This is a genomic window from Anoxybacillus sp. UARK-01 (assembly GCF_002075365.1).
GTDB lineage: Bacteria > Bacillota > Bacilli > Bacillales > Anoxybacillaceae > Anoxybacteroides > Anoxybacteroides rupiense.
On sequence record NZ_NASY01000037.1, the window covers coordinates 128,636 to 150,399 of the forward strand.

19 protein-coding genes are annotated in these 21,764 nt (G+C 41.8%); 15 read left to right on the top strand and 4 right to left on the bottom strand.

The window, feature by feature from the left end; translation table 11 throughout:
- Window positions 1-204: 204 nt before the first annotated feature.
- Window positions 205-1,623, bottom strand: a complete 1,419-nt coding sequence (locus B6A27_RS07975) for an amino acid permease (RefSeq protein WP_066149785.1) — start codon at window positions 1,621-1,623, stop codon at window positions 205-207.
- A 254-nt stretch (window positions 1,624-1,877) separates the two neighbouring features.
- A complete protein-coding gene (locus tag B6A27_RS07980) occupies window positions 1,878-2,369 on the bottom strand; it encodes a QueT transporter family protein (RefSeq protein ID WP_080861187.1) in 492 nt (163 codons plus the stop codon).
- Between the two features lie 213 nt (window positions 2,370-2,582).
- On the opposite strand from B6A27_RS07980, the gene B6A27_RS07985 reads away from it, so the two are divergent.
- Window positions 2,583-3,335, top strand: a complete 753-nt coding sequence (locus B6A27_RS07985) for an NAD-dependent protein deacylase (protein WP_080861189.1) — start codon at window positions 2,583-2,585, stop codon at window positions 3,333-3,335.
- Between the two features lie 208 nt (window positions 3,336-3,543).
- Here B6A27_RS07985 and maa read toward each other — a convergent pair whose 3' ends face one another.
- A complete protein-coding gene (gene maa / locus B6A27_RS07990) occupies window positions 3,544-4,113 on the bottom strand; it encodes a maltose O-acetyltransferase (protein ID WP_080861193.1) in 570 nt (189 codons plus the stop codon).
- 318 nt (window positions 4,114-4,431) lie between these two features.
- Between maa and B6A27_RS08000 the strand changes: the two genes are divergently transcribed.
- On the top strand, window positions 4,432-5,169 hold the full coding sequence (locus B6A27_RS08000; protein WP_080861198.1) for an N-acetylmuramoyl-L-alanine amidase: 738 nt from the start codon (window positions 4,432-4,434) through the stop codon (window positions 5,167-5,169).
- Window positions 5,170-5,473: 304 nt separating this feature from the next.
- Here B6A27_RS08000 and B6A27_RS08005 read toward each other — a convergent pair whose 3' ends face one another.
- Entirely contained in the window at window positions 5,474-6,349 is an 876-nt protein-coding gene (locus B6A27_RS08005; RefSeq protein ID WP_183186830.1) for a LysR family transcriptional regulator, read from the bottom strand.
- A gap of 128 nt (window positions 6,350-6,477) precedes the next feature.
- Between B6A27_RS08005 and B6A27_RS08010 the strand changes: the two genes are divergently transcribed.
- The 13 genes from B6A27_RS08010 (at window position 6,478) to B6A27_RS08060 (ending at window position 21,597) form a co-directional block, all read left to right on the top strand.
- The gene (locus B6A27_RS08010) at window positions 6,478-7,404 is read left to right on the top strand and encodes a DMT family transporter (protein WP_249218673.1); all 927 of its coding nucleotides are present in this window, start codon (window positions 6,478-6,480) and stop codon (window positions 7,402-7,404) included.
- A 125-nt stretch (window positions 7,405-7,529) separates the two neighbouring features.
- Window positions 7,530-7,688: a hypothetical protein gene (locus B6A27_RS18810; protein ID WP_201722552.1), complete on the top strand. Its 159-nt coding sequence runs from the start codon at window positions 7,530-7,532 to the stop codon at window positions 7,686-7,688.
- 535 nt (window positions 7,689-8,223) lie between these two features.
- Window positions 8,224-8,364, top strand: coding sequence for a YrzI family small protein (locus tag B6A27_RS08015; protein ID WP_080861200.1), 141 nt, complete (start codon window positions 8,224-8,226; stop codon window positions 8,362-8,364).
- Window positions 8,365-8,500: 136 nt separating this feature from the next.
- Complete coding sequence (locus tag B6A27_RS08020; RefSeq protein WP_080861201.1) at window positions 8,501-10,261, top strand: ABC transporter ATP-binding protein; 1,761 nt, start codon at window positions 8,501-8,503, stop codon at window positions 10,259-10,261.
- Window positions 10,258-12,279 carry an ABC transporter ATP-binding protein gene (locus B6A27_RS08025; protein ID WP_080861204.1) on the top strand — a complete coding sequence of 674 codons (2,022 nt, stop codon included), beginning with the start codon at window positions 10,258-10,260 and terminating at the stop codon, window positions 12,277-12,279. The genes B6A27_RS08020 and B6A27_RS08025 overlap by 4 nt, the downstream gene beginning before the upstream one ends.
- A gap of 345 nt (window positions 12,280-12,624) precedes the next feature.
- Entirely contained in the window at window positions 12,625-13,815 is a 1,191-nt protein-coding gene (gene nagA, locus B6A27_RS08030) for an N-acetylglucosamine-6-phosphate deacetylase (protein ID WP_080861207.1), read from the top strand.
- Complete coding sequence (gene nagB, locus B6A27_RS08035; RefSeq protein ID WP_369824155.1) at window positions 13,778-14,557, top strand: glucosamine-6-phosphate deaminase; 780 nt, start codon at window positions 13,778-13,780, stop codon at window positions 14,555-14,557. Before nagA ends, nagB begins: the two co-directional genes overlap by 38 nt.
- A complete protein-coding gene (locus tag B6A27_RS08040) occupies window positions 14,554-15,276 on the top strand; it encodes a GntR family transcriptional regulator (protein ID WP_080861214.1) in 723 nt (240 codons plus the stop codon). Before nagB ends, B6A27_RS08040 begins: the two co-directional genes overlap by 4 nt.
- Before the next feature lie 58 nt (window positions 15,277-15,334).
- Complete coding sequence (nagE, locus tag B6A27_RS08045; protein WP_080861217.1) at window positions 15,335-16,711, top strand: N-acetylglucosamine-specific PTS transporter subunit IIBC; 1,377 nt, start codon at window positions 15,335-15,337, stop codon at window positions 16,709-16,711.
- 77 nt (window positions 16,712-16,788) lie between these two features.
- Window positions 16,789-17,520: an SIS domain-containing protein gene (locus tag B6A27_RS08050; RefSeq protein WP_080861219.1), complete on the top strand. Its 732-nt coding sequence runs from the start codon at window positions 16,789-16,791 to the stop codon at window positions 17,518-17,520.
- Between the two features lie 753 nt (window positions 17,521-18,273).
- The gene (locus B6A27_RS08055; protein WP_080861221.1) at window positions 18,274-19,509 is read left to right on the top strand and encodes an EAL and HDOD domain-containing protein; all 1,236 of its coding nucleotides are present in this window, start codon (window positions 18,274-18,276) and stop codon (window positions 19,507-19,509) included.
- Window positions 19,510-19,861: 352 nt separating this feature from the next.
- Window positions 19,862-20,203 (top strand): protoglobin domain-containing protein, encoded by a 342-nt coding sequence (locus B6A27_RS19065; protein ID WP_236631815.1) that lies wholly within the window; start codon window positions 19,862-19,864, stop codon window positions 20,201-20,203.
- The gene (locus B6A27_RS08060) at window positions 20,200-21,597 is read left to right on the top strand and encodes a methyl-accepting chemotaxis protein (RefSeq protein ID WP_236631816.1); all 1,398 of its coding nucleotides are present in this window, start codon (window positions 20,200-20,202) and stop codon (window positions 21,595-21,597) included. The genes B6A27_RS19065 and B6A27_RS08060 overlap by 4 nt, the downstream gene beginning before the upstream one ends.
- Window positions 21,598-21,764: the final 167 nt, after the last annotated feature.

The window sequence follows — 21,764 nt, forward strand, 5'->3', positions numbered from 1 at the left end:
TAGAAAGTAGAGTTGTCTTTTCAGCAATAGAAGAAGGAAATCTTGACGTCCGTAAAGAATTGGATAAAATGGCGCTGAATTTTATTTGAATCGATAGGAAAAGGAGGAAATTCGACTACATGAAGGACGTTAAAATGGTTGTAGAACAAAGTCGATGTTGACTTCGTCTACAACACGGAGAGGGTCATTCATATTGATTCTCTTTTATGCTCCTTTTAATTTTGCCCGTTCTTGATGATCGTTTTTTGGTTTCATCAATAGCGGATATAGAAGTATTCCTGCCACAAATAAACCGATTCCTAAGAAAAAGGTGTGCCAGTCTGCCGTTCCTGTTTTAATGACCCAAAGCGAATAGAAAAGAGCTGCCAATGTAATCAAACCGTCACGTACGCGTTGTGCTGTTTCATTTTGATATGTTTCCCCCGTTATAATGAGCTTCAACTGATATAAAGCAGAGACAAGATATGGAACGAGATAAGCTAAGGTCGCTACGACAATCGCAAAATTGTACGCTTCGTTCATCGTTCCTGAGATAGTGGAAAATAGAAAAATTTGTGTCATTACATTAGTTATGAGCAACGAACGCACAGGGCTTCCGTTTTGATTGGTTTTCCCAAAAAAGCGAGGGAATAGCGCTTCTTTTGCTGCTTGATATGGAACTTCTGAACTTACTACAATCCAGCCGACTGTCGATCCGAAAAGGGAAATCAGCGCTAAAATCGCCATCATATAAGCACCGCTGTTTCCAAGAACGGAATAAAGGGCATCAACAAGCGGCTTTTGCGATTCTCTTAATTCCTCTTGGGAAAGAACTCCCATTGTTAGTAATGTAATTCCAATATAAATCAAGACGGAAATGATCAGTCCAAGGAATGTCGCTTTCTTAACATCCTTTGGAGATTGGGCGCGGTTTGAGAGCATAACGGCTGATTCAATGCCGATAAAAGCCCAAAGCATGGTAATAGCCGCTCCATTAAGTTGGGACGGCACAGAAACCGTCTGTCCTTTTTCATTTATAAAAGAAAGGCTGTCTACATTTGCTGCATGAAACACCCATAGCGTACCGATAATATAAAGGAAGAAACCAATCACTTTCGCTCCGGTTGTGAAGATGTTTATTTTTCCAGCCTTTTGAAAATCTCTCACGAGAATCCAATGAATTCCCCACAATACACCAGTGCAAATCATAAATGTAAGTCCTTTTCCTGTTTCCAAGGAAAAGGAACCGATGGTTAATAAAGTTTGCTTGCTTTGCATGATTGGAAAAAAAGTGCTCAAATAACCAGCAAACGAAATAATGACGGATGCCGTTGCTGCCCAGTTTGCTGCCCAATATCCCCAAGCCATGCTGTAGCCGGCTACTTTCCCCATTTGCGGGGAAGAAAACAAGGCCTGCGCATAGCTCTGTGGTCCAGCTTTTAGCTCCGGTTTTCTTGTGATTAAATTGCCAAATACGAGCGCGATCATCCAAACTCCAAGCCCTGTTGTGATCCATGCCAATACGGATCCGACAGGGCTAGATACTTGCGCAAGATTCGCTGGGATCATAAAAATACCGCCGCCGATCATGTTTCCGATAACAAAGGCGGTCAACACCCATAAGCCCCATTTTTTTGCTGCCATTTGTATTGCCTCCTTATGTGCAACGTCTAGATGAATCAATAAAGTAAAGGATTTCATTTTTCATCATAACCGATCTTTTTAGTTTGGTAAAGTGATAATATGATAAAGAAATAAAGTTGTTTAATTTTGAAAAGTATGTATTTTCGACCGCTCATTTTCTAATCATTTTACATCAAATAAACTCAAATAAAACTATGTTCTAAATAATCAATTATAAATAAGAAAAAATAAAAAATAGCGGCAAGATTGCCGCCTTATTTTTCCATTAATCGATCCAATCGAACTCGGCGATGAATAGCATACATAATCGGAGCGCCAATCGCCATCGTAACCAGCTCGCCAGCGGCCGTTGTCAGCCACGTCAAAAGAAATGGTAAATCTAATGCCAGCTTCAGCTCCCAAGCAATGATAAACATAGTCAACGTAAAAATGAGAGTATTAACAGCCATACGAGCCCACAAATTTTCGACGTAACGCGTGATCACAATGGTTGTTAATAAAGCGATGACAGATTGTCCAACTCCAAAAACAAGATCATACATGCCTAAAGGGGAAAAAAAGAAATTCGCCAAAAAGACACCTAATATAATTCCAAAGAAATATTTCTTATGAAACACAATGAAGTGATTTAAGATTTCTGATACGCGAAATTGCACATTTGTAAAGCCAAATGGCTGAATCAGCATTGTAACGATAATATACACGGCAGCTAAAATACCGTTAATGGCCATTGTTCGTACATTCATTTCTCTCCTTCTCCTTTTACAACATATCATGCAGCTGAAAGAAAACGCAGCAATTTATATTCTAACATAAACGGTGGAAAACGCCATTATGGTTTTGCGTTAAGTTTGTTGATCGCTCATGATGGGTTGCGGGCGTGCGAGAAAGAGCGTAGAATGAAGATATCCAAGCTCCTCGATTTTTGAGGGGCTATTTTGTTGAAAGGGGAGAAATCAATGGAGGAATATAAAGAATTAGCTGAACAACTAGCACGCGCGAAAACGATCGCGGTTTTGACAGGAGCAGGAATGAGCACGGAGTCAGGCATTCCAGATTTTCGCGGCCAAAATGGAATTTATGCGCAAGAAGACAATGTCGAATATTACTTGTCGGAGCACTATTTCACTTCCCACCCTGTTGATTTTTGGCATCGCTTTAAACGAATGTTTTCATTAAAAATGATGGGCACGTTCTTGCCTAATAAAGGGCATATCTTTCTTCAAGCGTTAGAAGCTGCTGGGAAAAAAGTGACGATTTTAACGCAGAACATCGATGGGCTCCACACAAAAGCAGGAAGCACGAATGTGATCGAATTGCACGGAACCTTGCAAACGGCCACATGTCCTATCTGTAGCCAAAAGTACGATTTATCGTTTATAAATTCACAAGACGTTCCTGTTTGCCAACAAAAGGGATGTGGTGAAATTCTAAAGCCTGATGTAGTTCTATTTGGCGGAATCGTACCAAGAATCGATGAAGCATTTGCCGCAGCAGCAGAAAGCGACGTCTTGCTGGCGATGGGCACAAGTCTTGAAGTAACGCCTGTCAATCACATTCCGTTTTATGTCACTTCCGAATCTCCTCGTACATATAAGGCTATAATTAATAAAACAGCAACGAGAATGGACCATCTTTTCGATCTTGTCATTCACCATTCTATTGGGGATACCGTTTCACAATTGCGGGCGTATATGGCAGAGCTGCGGTGAGTGATGGCAAAAAATACAACTTTGAAGGGTGAACCATCATGAAGCAGATACTCAAAACTAGCATGATACCAAAGATCAAGCTTGCCTTTTAAGCGAAAAAACGCATTGATCGACAGTCATTTGTCACGGACGCACGTCAATAGGGGATCGATATAACGCTCAATCCCCTATAGAGCCGTCTCATTCAATAAATATCAATTAGACTGTTTTATGCTTTTAAATGACTGATTGTTTTGATGATTCGAGCCGGATTTCCTCCTACTACAACATTGTCCGGGATATCCTTTGTGACGACGGCTCCAGAAGCGATGACAACATTGTTTCCTATTGTTACGCCAGGATTAATGACTGCTCTGCCGCCGATCCACACATTATGGCCAATACTGACGGGCTTTCCGTATTCGGCACCGGAGTTTCTTTCCAAAGGGTCTAACGGATGGGTAGCAGTATAAATATGGACACCTGGGGCGATTAGGCAGTTATCGCCAATTTTTATCTCACATACATCCAAAAAAACACAATCAAAATTGGCGAAAAAATTTTCACCGACATGAATGTTATACCCATAATCACAACGAAAAGGAGGTTCAATGAAGAGATTTTTTCCTGTTGAACCAAAAAGTTCTTTCAATAAGGAAGTCCGTTTTTGATGCTCGGTTTCCAATGTTTGATTAAACAATCTGGTCAATCGACGAGCGCGCTCCCGCTCCGCTGCTAGTTCGGGATCAGCCGCCATATATAATTCACCGCTTAACATTTTCTCTTTTTCCGTTTTCATATGGCTCCTCCTCATACACACTGAAAATGATTTCTAATTTAACCTAAATGTATAATACTATAAAATGATGAGCATCACGACCAATTCTATCGCCAGGAATTATATTTTAGGTGATATGGGGGATCTGTATTCCGCAAGCACCCAAATTATCGAATAGATGCATATCCGCCGTTGCCCTTGTCCTGGATGTTGCATATGTTACTTTTGAAGCGGAAATTTTTGATGCAGGTGTATTCATGCAAAGAATCGAGTATATAAGGTACGGTGTCACATCAATGGTGTCGATCCATATACTCTCAAGAAAGGGGATGATCAATAATGGTGAAAATCGTACTTGATGCAGGGCATGGTGGAACGGATAGCGGAGCTGTAGGGAACGGTCTACAGGAAAAAAATCTGACTTTAAATATTGTCAAAAAGATCGGGGGGTTGCTCGCTGAATACGAAGGGGTCAGCATTATCTACACGCGGACGGATGACCGTTTCGTGGAGTTGTCGGAGCGTGCGGCCATCGCGAACAGGGCGGATGCCGATTTTTTCTTATCCGTTCACATCAATGCCGGCAGTGGAACAGGATTTGAGTCCTACGTTTACAATGGCAATGTGAGCCCGTCGACCATTGCGTATCAGAACACGATCCACAGCGAGATCATGAAAGCGATCGCCGGAGTGCAGGATCGCGGTAAAAAGCGAGCCAACTACGCGGTACTGCGCGAAACGAAGATGCCGGCATTGCTCACAGAAAACCTGTTCATTGATAATGCGAACGATGCGGCCAAATTGAAATCAGAGCCGTTTCTGTTGCAAGTGGCGCACGGCCATGTCGAAGGGATTGCGAAAGCATTTGGCTTGAAAAGGAAAGCAACACAGCAAAAACAGGAGGAGCCAAAGATGCCAGCACCTGAAAAAACAGCGTATGACAAAGCGGTCGATGCAGCGTTTGAATTTTTGAAGCAACACGGAGTGGTGACACAGGATCGACGAGAGGAACCCGTGACACGAGCACAAGTTTTTTTGATGTTGCATCGATTAGCACAAAATATGTTGCAGAAATAGTAAAAGTAGTCCCTGCCCAAATAGCAGGGACTTTTTCTGTGAGTGAATGAACCTCCCCGCCTCCACTTCGATTAGCGGTAAGCGACTTCTCGGCGAATGTGTGAAAGATCCAGTCTGGACTGTAACAGAATAAGCTTGTACCGAGCACACCTTCTGAATAAGATATCGAAAAGGAAGAAGTTCTGACTCCTGCTAAGTATAATAAAGAAATTTCTTTGGCTAAAGGAAGCCACTAGCCTGGCATGGGCTGATGCCTAATTGAATTCACAAAAAGGAACCAATCAATCTCACGGCATTTTTTCTTCTATTCTAAAAGAAGATGGATTAATTGTTTCATTGATTGCGATAGCCACTTCTTTTGGTGATACACCAACTGCAAATAAAGTTTAGGCTTTATGTCGGAAAGGGGAAGGAGCATTAATTTTCCGTTTGCGATTTCTTCCTTTACCGCCATGAGCGGTAAAAACGCGATTCCAAGCCCATAAGCCACACATCGTTTAATTGCTTCAATACTCCCTAATTCAATGGTTAATTCAAGCCGTACTGCATGGCGACGATATAAATTTTCAATCATTTCACGGTAGCTGCAGCCTTGCTCTGTCACAATGAGCTTTTCATTTTCCAAATCTCTCATATAGATATGATCCCGTTGGACGAAAGGATGATCAGGCTTTGCGACTAGCACTAATGGTTCTTCTTTGATAATAATAAAATGTAAATCTGGATCTTCTTGTTTTTGATCAAGAATAATAGCTAAATCGTATTTTCCTTCTTTTATACCTTTAACTAAATATTGGCATACTCCTTGCTGGAGGAGTAAATTCACTCGCGGATACTTATTTTTAAATGCTTGCAAATATGGAGGAAGATAAAAGCCTGCAATGGATTCAATAGTGCCGATCGATAAGCTTCCAGCCAGTTCTGCTTGCTCAGAAAGGCTTTGTCTTGCTTCATCAAGCAGATGGATCATTTTATTAGCATATTCTAACAATTCCTTTCCAGCGGGTGTCAATTTGATTCTGCCACTCCAACGTTCAAACAAAATGACCCCAAATTCTTCTTCCAATTTTTTGATTTGTGTGGTGACGCTTGATTGAGCATAACCTAGCACTTCCCCAGCTTTGGTAAAACTGTTCCACTTTGCGGCTTCGCGAAACGTTTGCAAATAATTGATATTCATTGCAATCAAACTCCTATCAAAAATCTTGATGAATAGCATCAATTATTATCAATAACACCTATGACCAAATATTTGTAGAATTGATTATATCAGAAATTTTATCGATTATGGGAGGATTTTTTGTGCAAATGAATCATATAAAAACGTATATTTTGCTTTTCCTGACAGCCGCTATTTGGGGAGGCGCTTTCATTGCGGGGAAAATAGCGACGGTCAGCCTGCATCCTGTTTCAGTTGCTTTTTTCCGCTTTTTTGGGGCCAGCCTGATTCTTTTTCCGCTCATGCGTTGGAGGGAACGGCAAGCAAAGGTTCCTACCAAAAAAGACTGGGGGATGTTTGCACTGCTTGGCCTTACAGGTATTTTTCTATATAACGTTTGTTTTTTTATTGCGACTAAATATGCGCCGATTGTCAAAAGCTCTCTCGTTATTGCGGTGAATGCTCCGTTGATTACGCTCTTTTCGGGCCTGTTTTTAAAGGAAAAAATCAACGCTAAAAGCATATTAGGTATGGTTATGGCGCTCATCGGAGCTTTATATATTATCACAAACGGGCAGCTATCCGTTATTGTAAAGCTTGGGCTCTCTCCGATTGATTTTGTTTTAGTAGGCGCCTGTCTCAGTTGGAGCATATATTCTGTGATCGGGAAGGTGGTGATGAAAAAATATAGCCCTTTAGCGGCAACGACGTATGCAACGGGATTCGGAACGCTTTTCTTATTTCCTTTCGCTTTGTACTATACTTCTTTCACCGCGATAAAAGCGAGCAATTGGGAAGTATGGATTAGTGTGTTATATGTTGCGGTCATTGTTTCTGCTATTAGCTTTGTTTGGTGGTATAACGGTATCCAAAAGGTAGGCGCGTCAACCGCCTCCATTTTTATTAACGTGATGCCTATATCGGCAGCTGTGATGGGAACAATCGTGTTCCATGAACGCTTGACATGGACCCATATAATTGGAGCGTTATTCGTATTTGGCGGCATTTTGTTTAATATTTATAGTAAGAAAGAAAAAAAGAGCGTGCTAGTATCCAGAGAAGGGAAAGTGATGTAACTAGCGTGATCGATAGCGTCATCCTTCGTATTCAACTACTTTAGAGTAGAATGAATGGAGGACTACCTTTATTTATCCATCCAAATGAAGGTATAATAATAAAAAATGAAAAAAGGGTGGAAATCATGCATATTGGTGATATCATTTTTCAATTGTTCGTGATCGTGATGCCGGCTTTGCTTATCGCAGGAGTGGCTTTGTTTGTTTATTCCGTCAAAAAACGCAAAGCGCAATTAAATCGAATCGAGGAAAAATTGGCGGAAATGTCAAAACTTCCCGAATGAGCAATAGTTAGGGCGGAATCATCAACAACGAAGGCTATAGATTGAAAGTTTTCAACATGATCCGTCTCCCACCCATTAACAGAGTGTGGGTGGGAGAGGATCATGGAGAGCGTTTCAATCTTCAGGCACATGGTATGGCGGGCATCTTTCGCTGGTTGGATATGTATAGAAAACGTAGAGCTTATTTTTCTTACGAATGATTTTGCAGAAAAAGGTTTACAACTTAGTTATCTTTGGATATAATTTACTTTGTAACATGATTTCGGAAGGAGGATGAACACAATGACTAACATGATGAAAGCTGTAGCATATAAAAATGAATATGTGCGAACGATTCAACCTTCCGATTCTGTTATGGCTATCATTTTTTAACTTAAGAAGGAATGCCGCAGGGAAGGAGATCGTTTTTTCCTGCGGCTTTTTATGTAGATATAAAGCCGTGGGATGACGCTATTCCCGCGGCTTTTTTGCTTTTTTGAAGCCGCTGGATACTCTTTTTCCATGCGGCTTTTTTTATGAAAGGAGGTGGGAAAGAATGATGGTTCATCTATTGTTTGTAACCATTACGATTCAACGAAGAAAGTGGACAATCGAAGAGATTGAACATGAGCAATTAGTCAAGAAGATTGAAGAAGAAATGATGGATCGTAAATGCGGTATATATCCGAGATTTTAATATTTGTTTGATCATCAACTAAGTGACTTAAAGGAGGAATACAAAAATGGAAATGAAATGGATGATGCTGGCATTACAAGCGGGAGAGATCAACAGCGGTTAGATGTAAACAAACAGTGAAAGGGGATGATTTGGAGTGTTTTCAGTATTATGGAAACTTCAAGCGTTTTTTAAACAGCATTGGAAACGATACACGATTGCGATTGTGCTTTTAGTAGTGGGCGGAATGTTAGAAATGATTCCGCCCAGGATCATCGGAATCGCGATTGATGATATGTATGTGGACGGTTTAGATAAAAGCCAGCTGCTCAAGTACCTAGCTTTATTGTTAGGGTTAGCAGGTGTGATTTACAGCATCAACTATATATGGATGTATCAGCTGTTTGGCGGTGCGTTTTTGCTTGAAAGAAGCTTGCGTTCCCGATTTATGAAGCACTTGCTTTCCATGACACCGACCTTTTACGAGAAAAACCGTACAGGAGACTTAATGGCAAGAGCGACAAACGATCTAAGAGCGATATCGATGACAGCCGGATTCGGCATCTTAACTCTCGTGGATTCAAGTGTATTTATGCTTGTTATTTTATTGACAATGGGGGTTCTCATTAGCTGGAAGCTGACTTTGGCGGCTTTGTTGCCGCTTCCAGTGATGGCAGTGGCGATGAACGTATACGGAAAAAAAATCCACGAACGCTTTACAAAAGCTCAAGATGCTTTTGGCGATATGAACGACTATGTACTCGAATCCATTTCCGGTGTTCGTGTCATTCGCGCTTATGTGCAGGAAAAAGAAGATGAGGCACGGTTTAAGCGACTAACCGAAGAGGTATATCAAAAAAATATGAAGGTCGCCCGTATTGATTCATTATTTGATCCTACCATTAAAGTGCTGGTCGGCCTGAGTTATTTAATCGGCATCGGATATGGATCGTATTTAGTCTTTCATAAAGAAATGACGTTAGGAGAATTAGTTTCCTTTAATGTATATCTAGGAATGCTGATTTGGCCGATGTTTGCCATTGGCGAACTCATTAACATTATGCAGCGAGGCAATGCTTCGCTTGATCGCGTCAATGAAACGCTTGCCTATCTTCCAGATGTTCAAAACCACCCGCAGCCGGTCTTACTCGAAAAGCCAGAAACAATTGAATTTCAACAGGTAACGTTCCGTTATCCGTCAGCCACCATTCCGCATTTACAACATATATCTTTTTCGCTCCAACGAGGACAAACGCTGGGAATCGTCGGGCGAACAGGAAGCGGAAAAACGACGCTTATGAAACAGCTGCTGCGGCAATATCCATTGGGAGCAGGAAGCATAACGATTTCCGGTGTGCCGATTGAACGTATTCCAATGGAAGTCATTCAAAGCTGGATCGGATATGTTCCACAAGACCATATTTTATTTTCGAAAACAGTAAAAGAAAATATTTTATTTGGCCGAAAGGATGCGGACAGTGAAGAATTGCAGCGTGTGATTGAATTGGCTGCACTCCATAATGATATTCAGCTGCTGCCGCAGGGGCTTGATACATTAGTAGGGGAGAAGGGAATCGCGCTATCTGGAGGGCAAAAGCAGCGGATTTCCATCGCTCGGGCGCTGTTACTCAACCCGGAGATTTTAATTTTGGATGATGCACTTTCAGCCGTCGATGCCAAAACAGAAGCAGCTATTATTGAAAATATTCGGCGCGAGCGCACCGGCAAAACAAATATCATTGTAACCCATCGTTTATCAGCCATTCAGCACGCGGATTGGATTCTTGTTTTGGAGAATGGAAGAATCATCGAGGAAGGCACACATGAGCAGCTATTAGAACAAAATGGCTGGTATAAAGAACAATTTATTCGTCAGCAAGCAGCAAAGGATCCAGAAAACAGCGGGGTGTTTTTATGAATACAGGTAAACGGCTAATCGCCTATGCGCTTCGGTACAAAAAAATCATTGTGGCGGCCTTGTTCATGCTGGCGATTTCAGTGGCCGCCGAATTAACGGGTCCGTTGATCGCTAAAAAAATTATTGATCAACACATTTTAGGAATTGAATCTCCATGGTATGAGGCTGATAAAAATGACGATCAAGCCGTTTTTTATAATGGAAAATGGTATAAACGAAGCGACGATTTCGCTCAAGGAGAAGCAAAGGGCAAAGAAGTGCGTTTGCTACAAATTGGCCGCGATTATTATTTTGTAGACCGCGCGATCACATTTGATGGCAAACGGTCGATTCAAAATGGGATGTTAATGATTCAACATGGTGAGCAAAAAGCCGTATATCCGATTGAAAAACTGTCGAACAGCGAGCTGTTCCGTTTTTATCAGCCGGAAATTCGGTCGATTATTTATCTTTTGGCACTTTATTTTTCTTTGTTATTGGCGGCAACAGTGTTTCAGTATGGACAGCGCTACTGTCTGCAAATGGCGGCTAATCGCATTATTCAAACGATGCGCAAGGATTTGTTCGCTCATATCCAACGCCTGCCAATTCGCTATTTCGACCGCCTGCCTGTCGGAAAAGTTGTCGCCCGCATCACGAATGATACCGAAGCCATTCGTGAATTGTATGTGACGGTGCTGGCTACTTTTTTTACAAGCACTATTTACATGACAGGGATTTTTATTGCCTTGTTTCTGTTAGATGTGCGCTTAGCGCTTCTATGCCTCATTCTTATTCCGATTTTAGCCGTCTGGATGAAAATTTACCGCCAATATGCGTCTCGCTATAACCATATTATTCGTTCGCGGCTAAGTGACATTAATGCAATGGTCAATGAGTCTATTCAAGGTATGCCGATTATTCAAGCGTTTCGCAGACAAAAAGAAACTGAACGGGAATTTGAAACGCTCAATCGCGAATATTTTGTGTATCAAAACAAGCTTCTAAACTTAAATTCGCTCACCTCCCACAATTTAGTAGGGGTGCTGCGCAATCTTGCCTTTGTCGCATTAATTTGGCATTTTGGTCGCGACTCATTCAATCACCAAGCGATTTCACTCGGCCTTCTCTATGCGTTTGTTGATTATTTGAATCGCTTATTCCAGCCCATTACAGAAATGGTCAACCAATTGGCCAACCTAGAGCAGTCAAGAGTAGCAGCTCATCGTATTTTTACGCTTCTTGATGAAGAAGGGGAAGAGGTATATGATGGAGAGATGCCTCGCTATCAGGGAAATGTCGTATTTGAACATGTGTTTTTTGGATATAAAGAAGGGGAATATGTGCTAAAAGACATTTCTTTTTCTGCTAAGCCGGGCGAAACCATTGCACTTGTCGGCCACACTGGGTCAGGAAAAAGCTCGATCATGAATTTGCTGTTCCGTTTTTATGACATCGAAAAGGGACAGATTTTCATTGATGGGAAGGACATAAAAACCATCCCGAAACAGCTGCTTCGAAAACATATGGCGATCGTGTTGCAGGATGCGTTTTTATTTACAGGAACGATTGCTTCAAATGTCGGTTTAAATGATCCTGCTATTTCCCGACAGAAAATAGAACAGGCCCTTCGGGAGATTGGAGCCGATCAACTATTGGAAAATTTGCCAAATGGATTTGATGAACCAGTCGTGGAAAGAGGCAGCACCTTGTCATCGGGACAGAGACAGCTAATTTCGTTTGCGCGGGCGTTGGCGTTTGATCCGGCTATTCTAGTGCTGGACGAAGCGACGGCCAACATCGATACAGAAACGGAGGCGACGATTCAAAAAGCGCTGGAAGTTTTAAAACAAGGACGGACAACATTTATTATTGCTCACCGTTTGTCAACCATTAAAAATGCGGATCAAATTCTTGTGCTAGATCGCGGGATGATTGTTGAACGCGGAACGCATGAAGAATTAATTGAAAAAAATGGAATATATTATAATATGTATCAGCTGCAGCAAGGGAACAAAGAAACAACGAAAGCGGGTTAAAGGTAAAGGGGGCTAGCATTAGCCTCCTTCTAGATTATTGACAAACGTCAATGGATCTCGTTCGTCCGCTCAGAACATCCCTTGTTCGATTCTCGTTCGCACTCGGCTATGTTCCTTGTTCACCAAGTTTAAGCCCATCTGATGCGAAACCCATCACAAACAATGAAGGATGGTTAACATATTAGCCTTCTTAGTTTTATTTGTGCTATTTCCATGCCTATGAAGACAGCCAAATTCGTTTGTTGATAGCGATCAATGCTCTCATATCTATAAATATATCAAATTGGTATAGACAACTATATAATATAATGTTAAGATGACTTTAAGGAAAGAAGGGGTGCGAGAATGGATCAGTTTTTACTAAAAAATGCGACGATCTATGCGGAAAACGAACAGATTCAACGAGGATATTTATTAATTGAAAATGGCAAAATAGCCTACGTCGGCCCGACCCCTCCGCCATCCAATGCTAAGGAATTTGAATTAAGCATTCATGATTGTGTGCTTCCTGGCTTTATCGATCTTCATATTCACGGTGCTGCTGGTGCTGATGTGATGGATGCCACAGTAAAAGCTTTACAAACAATGGCCTCCGTATTGCCAAAGGAGGGAACCACTAGCTTTCTAGCAACCACGATGACCGCAGCTTCCAGCGAGATTGAAAAAGCGGTGAAAAATGTAGCGAACTATATGGCACATGACAATCGGCCCGGAGAAGCAGAGGTGCTCGGAATTCACTTAGAGGGGCCTTTTCTTTCGCCAAAGCGGGCGGGTGCCCAGCATCCCCGCAATATCATCAAGCCGGATATTGAACTCTTCAAAAAATGGCAGAAGGAAGCCAATGGACATATCCGTCTTGTCACATTGGCGCCAGAGGAAGAAAACGGGCTGTCTCTTACTGCATATTTAAAGGAGACAGGAGTGATTGCCTCCATTGGCCATTCTGATGCGGTTTATGCTGAAGTGAAAGAAGCCATTCAAGCCGGGGTGACACAGGCTACGCATTTATTTAACGGTATGCGCGGACTGCATCATCGGGAACCTGGGGTGGTCGGCGCGGTGTTGATGCATGAGGAAGTATTATGTGAAATTATCGCAGACGGCATTCATGTAGCACCTGAAATGGTTCGCTTTGCTTATCGCAACAAAGGAAGCGAGGGATTGATTGCGATTACCGATGCAATGCGCGCCAAATGTCTCGGTGAAGGGCAGTATGATCTGGGAGGTCAGCAAGTCACCGTTCGGGGAAAACAAGCTACATTAAAAGACGGGACGCTTGCAGGAAGCATACTGAAATTAAAGGATGCTGTGAAAAATATAATGGAATTTACCCGGTGTTCGCTTGAAGAAGCGATCCGCATGGCGAGCTGGAACCCTGCTAAACAATTAGGCATTCTTGATCGAAAAGGAAGCATTCTCCCAGGTAAAGATGCTGATATAGTCGTGCTTAATCAAGAACGGGAGGTCATCCTGACTTTTTGCCGGGGAAGGCTAGCTTATGCCAAACAGGAGGTGTTGCGCAGTGAAAATCATTGAAGTACGCGACTACAAAGAGATGAGCCAAAAAGCAGCGGAATGGATCATCCACCAAGTGCGAATCAATCCGCATTCAGTGCTCGGACTAGCCACTGGAGGAACGATGCTTGGAACTTATGCGGCGCTTGTGGAAGATTATCGAAATCACCAAACAACCTATCGCCATGTTCATACGGTGAATTTAGATGAATATGTTGGACTGGATGGCGATCATCCTAACAGCTACCGGTACTATATGAATCATCATTTTTTCCATTTCATTGACATCCCGCCATCGCAGACACATATTCCGAATGGGCTTGCGGAGAATGTGGAAGCAGAATGCCAGCGTTATGAGGAGGTGATCGAATCAGTAGGAGGAATAGATTTACAAATCGTGGGGATTGGCCAAAACGGTCATATCGGCTTTAATGAACCCGGCACTTCATTTGATTCTACTACTCATGTAGTGGAACTGGCTGAATCAACCCGAAAAGCCAATGCGCGCTTTTTCTCTTCCATAGAAGAAGTGCCAACCCATGCGATTACAATGGGAATAGCGACCATTATGAAAAGCAAGCAAATTCTTTTATTAGCATCGGGAGAGGGAAAAGCCACGATCTTAGCCCAGTTATTAGAAACAGAAGTAACACCAGCGATCCCGGCCTCCATTTTGAAAACACATGACAATGTCACCATCATGGCTGATCAAAAAGCGCTCGCTTTGGTTAGTGAAGAACAGAGAAAGGTGTATGCACAATGATTAATAAACATTCGCCACTTCCGATTTACTATCAGCTTGAACAGGGAATTAAAGAAATGATTGAAAAAGGACAGCTACAGCCAGGAGAAATGATTCCCTCTGAACGGGAATGGTCAGAACGATATGACATTAGCCGAATGACAGTTCGTCAGGCAATCAACAATCTAGTGAATGATGGCTATTTAGTGAGACAGCGCGGCAAAGGAACGTTTGTGGCGACTAAAAAAATTGAGCAGCCGCTAAAAGGACTTACCAGCTTTTCAGAGGATATGCGGGCAAGAGGAATGGAACCGGGCACAAAGGTATTAAGCTTTGGTACCATTCCGGCGAGCTCTTCATTAGCAGGACAGCTTCATGTTTCAGAAGAAGAGGAAGTCTACGAAGTCAGACGCCTTCGCCTTGCTGATCAGCTGCCGATCGCCTTGGAGATCGCCTATGTTCCATGCTCGCTCGTTCCTCATTTAACAGAAGAAATTGTAAGCGGTTCCTTTTATGAATTTATTGAGCAGAAACAGTTACTGACGATTCGATCCGCTACACAAATATTAGAAGCATCTGTGGCTCGAAAAGTTGAGGCTGATCTTTTGCAAATTAAAGAAGGTGCCCCCGTGCTGCTGATCCAGCGCAACAGCTATTTAGAAAACGGTCAGCCGCTTGAGGTCGTGAAGTCGGTGTATCGAGCCGACCGCTATAAATTTATGATTGAAATGGAACGATAATCGATTTCATGAAGTGTACGTTATGAAATGATAGGTTGGAAAAGGAGAGAGGATGCTTATGTTAGGTTTTTTACAAAGGCTTGGCAAAGCGTTAATGCTGCCGATCGCTGTTTTGCCGGCAGCGGCCTTGCTGCTTCGTTTAGGTCAGCCCGACTTACTCGATATTCCTTTTGTCGCCGAGACAGGAAATGCTGTGTTCGCCAATTTGCCTTTGCTATTTGCGATCGGGATTGCAGTAGGACTAGCAAAAGATAACAACGGTGCTGCTGCTTTAGCTGGGGCGATCGGATATTTCATCTTAACCAAAGGAGCCGTTTCCATTAACAAGGATATTGATATGTCTGTGTTAGGCGGGTTTATTTCCGGGATTGCAGCCGGTTTGCTGTATAATCGCTATCATAATATCAAATTACCGGATTGGCTTGGTTTTTTCGGCGGCAAACGGTTTGTGCCGATTATCACTTCGCTGACAATGCTAATCGCAGCGCTTGTTGCTGGCTATGTTTGGCCGCCGATCCAAGACGGCATTAATGCGGTCGGCGAATGGATTGTTGGTCTCGATGCGGTTGGAGTCGGTATTTTCGGCTTTTTAAACCGTCTATTAATCCCGGTTGGTTTACATCACGTCTTAAATAGTTTAGTATGGTTTGTGTTTGGAGAATTTGCTGGAAAAACGGGCGATCTTAATCGCTTTTTTGCGGGGGATCCAAGTGCAGGAATTTTTATGGCCGGGTTTTTCCCGGTGATGATGTTTGGTCTTCCGGCGGCAGCGCTGGCTATGATCGCTACCGCCAAAAAAGAACGCCGCAAAATGGTAGCAGGCGCGTTGCTTGGAGTTGCGTTTACTTCCTTTTTAACAGGTGTGACGGAACCTATTGAATTTTTATTTATGTTTTTATCTCCGCTGCTTTATGTTGTTCACGCTGTGTTGACAGGCCTTTCGCTCGCGATTGCAACGATGCTTGGCATCCATCACGGTTTTGGTTTTTCAGCTGGCGCGATCGACTTTTTCTTAAACTGGGGAATTGCGCAAAAACCGCTCTTATTGCTATTACAAGGAATTATCTATGGCGGAGTTTATTTTATCGTCTTCTATTTTCTTATCAAAAAGCTTGATTTAAAAACACCAGGACGTGAAGACGACGAAGAAGAAAATGCAGCATTCCATGATGAACCAACCACCTCCGCAGCCACCAAATATGAGGCATTAGCAGAGAAATATATGGAAGCGCTTGGCGGAAAAGAGAATTTAACAACGATTGATCATTGTGTGACGCGCTTGCGTCTAAAAGTAAAGGATATGTCAAAGGTGCAAGATAACCAGTTAAAACAACTTGGGGCTAAAGGGGTCATCCGCCTCAATCAAACCGATCTTCAAGTCGTCATTGGCACCGATGTAGAGTTTATTGCGAATGAAATGAAAAAGCAGAGATAAAGAAAGCAAACGGACCATTGCTGCAAAAGAATGGGCCGTTCTGTTGGGAAAGTACCGTAAGGATGGGAGATGGGAATATGCTTGGCAAAAGATATGCACAACGCATCAAAGAACAGCTTCAGCTTGTAGAAGAAACTCAATGGGAAGAGATGGAGAAAGCAGCGCGGCTTATTGCTCATTCCATTAAAGAAGGAGGACTTGTGCATATTTTTGGTTGCGGCCATTCTCACATGCTGGCAGAGGAGATTTTTTATCGTGCTGGAGGGCTTGTTCCGGTTAATCCCATATTCGAAACAAGTCTCATGCTTCATGAAGGGGCTGTTAAAAGCTCGATGCTTGAAAAAACGGAAGGCTATGCTTCGATGATCCTGGAACGTTATCAGCCCCAGCCTAATGAAGTGATGATTATCGTTTCCCATTCTGGAGTGAATGCTGTACCAATAGAGATGGCGATGGAAGCAGTAAAAAAAGGACTAAAGGTCATCGCCCTTACATCGTCTGCTTATTCGCAAGTGCCTTCCCGCCATTCTTCAGGCCAAAAACTGTATGAATTGGCGCATATCGTGATTGACACCCATGTCCCTTATGGTGATGCGCTGATTGCGATTCCACAGTTAAAAGTCAACATAGCCCCAAGTTCTACTGTGGTGGGAGCGTTTATCTTAAATATGCTCATTGCAGAAGTTATCGAAGAGCTGCTTCATTTAGATGTCATTCCACCGGTTTTTGTGAGCGGAAATGTGGCAGGTGGATTTGAACATAATCAATCATACATTCAGCAATACCGTTCCCGTATAAGACACTTGTAGATACAAAATCCATGCCCAAATCCAACGGCAATGAACAGCCCGCCCCATCTCTGATAAAAAGAGAGGGGGTTTTTTATTCTCTTGGAGGCGCAGCGATCACCACATCATTTAACCATCCATTGAGAAGTCTCCCACGTCTAAACGAAGTGAATGGCTTGCCGACTACGGAAGAAAAGTGAGCAATCAAGCCATGTCAATGAGTTTTTATTGGATCATCAACGCCCCCATCATACAATGAAAAGCATTCGTTGAGCCGGAAGCAGTGAGCCTCAGTTCCCCGTGATGAAGCAATCTTTTTAAGTTTTTATGGAAAGATATCATCTGCCTGCAATCTATGGTTATTTTTTGTAAAAATTTATGTATTTTGTACAGATATATGGTAAAATAGGACTATATTATGAACCTGTGGTGCTAGTTAAGCATGATGCACAACTAGATGAATGCCTCAACATTTGTCCACATGTAAGCGGATAATGCCCCAATTCTGACACTTGGCTGTTGTAAAAGCATCATCATATAAAATGAGCTTCATTCATCTATCTGTAAATACAACTATTGACGATCTAATTATTTTACTAAAAAAGCGTATGCTAAGAGCAACCAGCTTTGCCTACTGTGGCAGAAAAGCGGGGAATCAAGAAATGTCAATAGATTTTTCTTAGATTATCGACATATTTGATCTGTAGAGATCAAATATGTCTCATGGCGAACTTTATATTGTTATATCATTATGATGTTAATGGGGGATCAGTGATGGACATTTATGTGGGACGGCAGCCTATTCTCAACAAAAAATACGAATTGTTTGGCTACGAATTGTTATATCGAAGCGGCGAGCAAAATTTTTATGACTCCATTGATGGAGACCATGCCACAATAGACGTCCTTATTAATAGTTTTATGAATATTGGAATTGAAAAATTGACAAATGGCGCGCGCTGCTTTATTAACTTTACAGAAAAACTGCTAGAAAAAAACATTCCTCTCTATTTTCCAAATAAATTGATTGTCGTTGAAATTCTTGAAACTATTCCATATTCCGAGAAGTTGCTTCATATATGTAAAAATCTTAAAGAAAAAGGATATATCATCGCTCTGGATGATTTTGTTTTTCAAGCAGATTATCGTCCTCTTTTTCCTTACATCGATTTCATTAAGATTGATTTTTTTGATTTAAATATCGAACAAGCTCGTTATATTCAAAACATCATCAAGCAATACAACATTCAGTTTATTGCAGAAAAAGTTGAAACGCACGATCAATTACAATTGGCCACTCATCATGGATTTTCCTATTTTCAAGGATATTTCTTCAATAAACCAGTCGTTTTAAAAGAAAAATCTTTACCAAAAATAACGAATACGTCCCGTTTAACGTTGCTAAAACAAATGAACCAAGCGGAGTTCAATTTTGATAAAATTGTCAAAACAATCGAAAATGACCCATCGCTTGCGTATCGTTTGCTAAAAGTGGTGAACTCATTTTTCTTATACTCCTCTCCTAAAATTAAATCCATTCGTCATGCAGCTATTTTGCTTGGTGCCAGCTATTTACGCAGCTGGCTAACGATATTAACGTTCCAAGAAGCCAGCAATCCATTTGAAAATGAGGTGATTGTCAACTCTTTAATTCGGGCAAAAATGTTGGAACAAGTTGCGGTTCGTTTAAATATGCATGAGGAAAAAGACAGCTTGTTTTTTATGGGGATTTGTTCTTCCTTGCACATTTTGCTTGAACGTCCTTTAGCCGATATTTTAGATGAATTAAACGTAGATGAGGCGATTAAAGATGGATTATTCAAAGAAAAACACTTGTTTTTTGGTTTATATCAATTTGTGTTGGCCATTGAGCTCAATGATTTGATGAAAGCGAAACAATTGGCGGAAGAACTGGGCCTTTCTTTGTCAGAAGCGTTATTATGGTATCAACAATGTATTGAATGGGTAGTTCAATTGCAAAGAAACAGTGTCAACAGTGAGCAAAGGTAATTTGGATGGGAATCTTGAAGAAATCTAATTTCAGCTCTTGACGCTAGTTGGATCTTACGCGCAATGAATATATAGATTCGGATAGAAAAAGCGACATCCAACTTGATGCGCCACGATTTGTCATCAAATGGGCAGATGATTCCCGATTTTGGCGGTCGGACGAATAACACCGCCTATCGACAAGTGGATTTGTCGATAGGCGGCTTGTTGCTTGGCGCTCTGTCACTTTTGTGACTGGGATCTTATTTACATATTTTTTTAAACGAATGATAAAAAATAAGAAAAAAGGACTAAATTCGCAGTATAATAGAACTACCTTATATATTGTGACAAAAGGTGAAGGGGGGATTATATGCTGTTAAAATGGCTACAACCAAATGTGCAAGAACTCCTTGAACAAGGAACAGACTATTCTTTTGCAGGTCGTTTTGCTGACACACTATCATTTAATCATTTTACTAAGGAAGATTTCCATCAATTGCAGGACGTTTATCAACTACTCGCTTCTCATCAGGATGAACTTGTGCAGTTTTTTTATGAAATGCTCCAACAAATTCATGCAAAAGCAGCGCAATCCATTACTCAAGATCGCATTACGCAGTACGTCCATGCATTTTTTACGATGGAGCGCAATCGCGCATATGTCAATGAAATTCTGTCCTTTTTTTCCATTTGCTGCGCAGAGAAAAAGTGAATATTGGCAAATTGATTGTCGCTTTTAATCGATTTAACTTTTATATGGGTACCCTTCTACTGTCAAAAGGGTTTTTGTCCCCTAAACGACATTTAAAACTAACGAGGTCGCTACAGCGTGCTTTTAATATCGAATTGGAAGTGCTGGTTGAAGCCTATACGGAAGCGATGCTTGAGCAAATTGCCGACGGCACGGCCCAATTAATGGAGAAAAACGCAGAAATTATGTTTATTAAAGATTTACTGCGCTCTCTTGATGAACAAAATGCAGATGTCCAAATGGTAACAGCTGCAACCGAAGAAATAAACACATCCGTTTCCGAAGTGGCTAATACAGCAATGGCGATTGCTGAAAAAACTACCTCATCGGTTGAACGAGCGGAAAAGGGCCAGCACATGAGGACTTCTGCATTTAACGAAATCATTGAAACAGATGAAATGTTTAACAACATGGTAGAGCGCTTTGAGCATCTACAGCAGCATTTGAGTGCTATTGAAAAAGTGATGCAGCTTGTCAACGGCATCGCGGACCAAACCAACCTTTTAGCGCTGAATGCCTCCATTGAGGCGGCGCGTGCTGGAGAACATGGCAGAGGGTTTGCCGTTGTAGCTGAAGAGATCCGTAAACTAGCGGATCACACCGTTCAGTCGCTTAGCGAAGTACATAAAAACGTAGGAGAGCTGCGAAATATTTCGGCTGAAGTCTCTTCAGCTATTCATTCCACCTCTTCTGTTATTCGCCAAGCTGTTACACAAGCTCAGGAAGCGATGCCATTGTTAAATGAAATCACGCAGGCAATGAATGACATTCAAGATCACACCAGTACGAATGCAGCTGTTGCTGAGGAGCAATCGGCAGCTGTCGATGAAATTGCTCAACGCATGTCCTCGATTGCTTCGCTAACAGAATCTGTGCATGAAATTGGCCAAACAACAGGAAAAACGGTGCATCAGTTAAGTAAAGCCATTGACCAATTTCGCTTGCAGCTCGTTCAAGATAGTGGTGTTCATCTTTCTTCAAAAGCACTTCTTTATTTGGCCAAAACAGATCACCTTCTTTGGAAATGGCGAATTTATAATATGATGATCGGCTTTGAGCATATTCGTGCCGAAGATGTGGCCTCTCATCGCCACTGTCGTCTTGGAAAATGGTATTTTGATCCCGAAATACAAGCCCAATTAAAGGGAGTCCCGGCCTTCGATCAGCTGGATGAGCCTCATCAGCGTGTTCATATCGCGGCAAAGGAGGCAGCAGAATTTTATGCCCAAGGACGCCTCGAACAAGCAGAAGCAAGTTTACGCCGATTGGAGAAAGCCTCTGCTCAAGTCATCGAATGGCTCGATGAGCTGATTCATAAAATCGGACAAGAGCGCACTTTTGAAACCCGTCTCTAGACAGAGCGGGTTTTTTATAGATTGATTGAAAAACTTTTTCCTGTCTAAATAGCGTATACTATTTGTAGAGTTACGTTCATGTGTAAAAATACATATAGAATGAAGAAAAATTTGATTAAAAATTCATGTTATTCATTGCTTTTAATGAATAGAACGGAAAGAGCTTA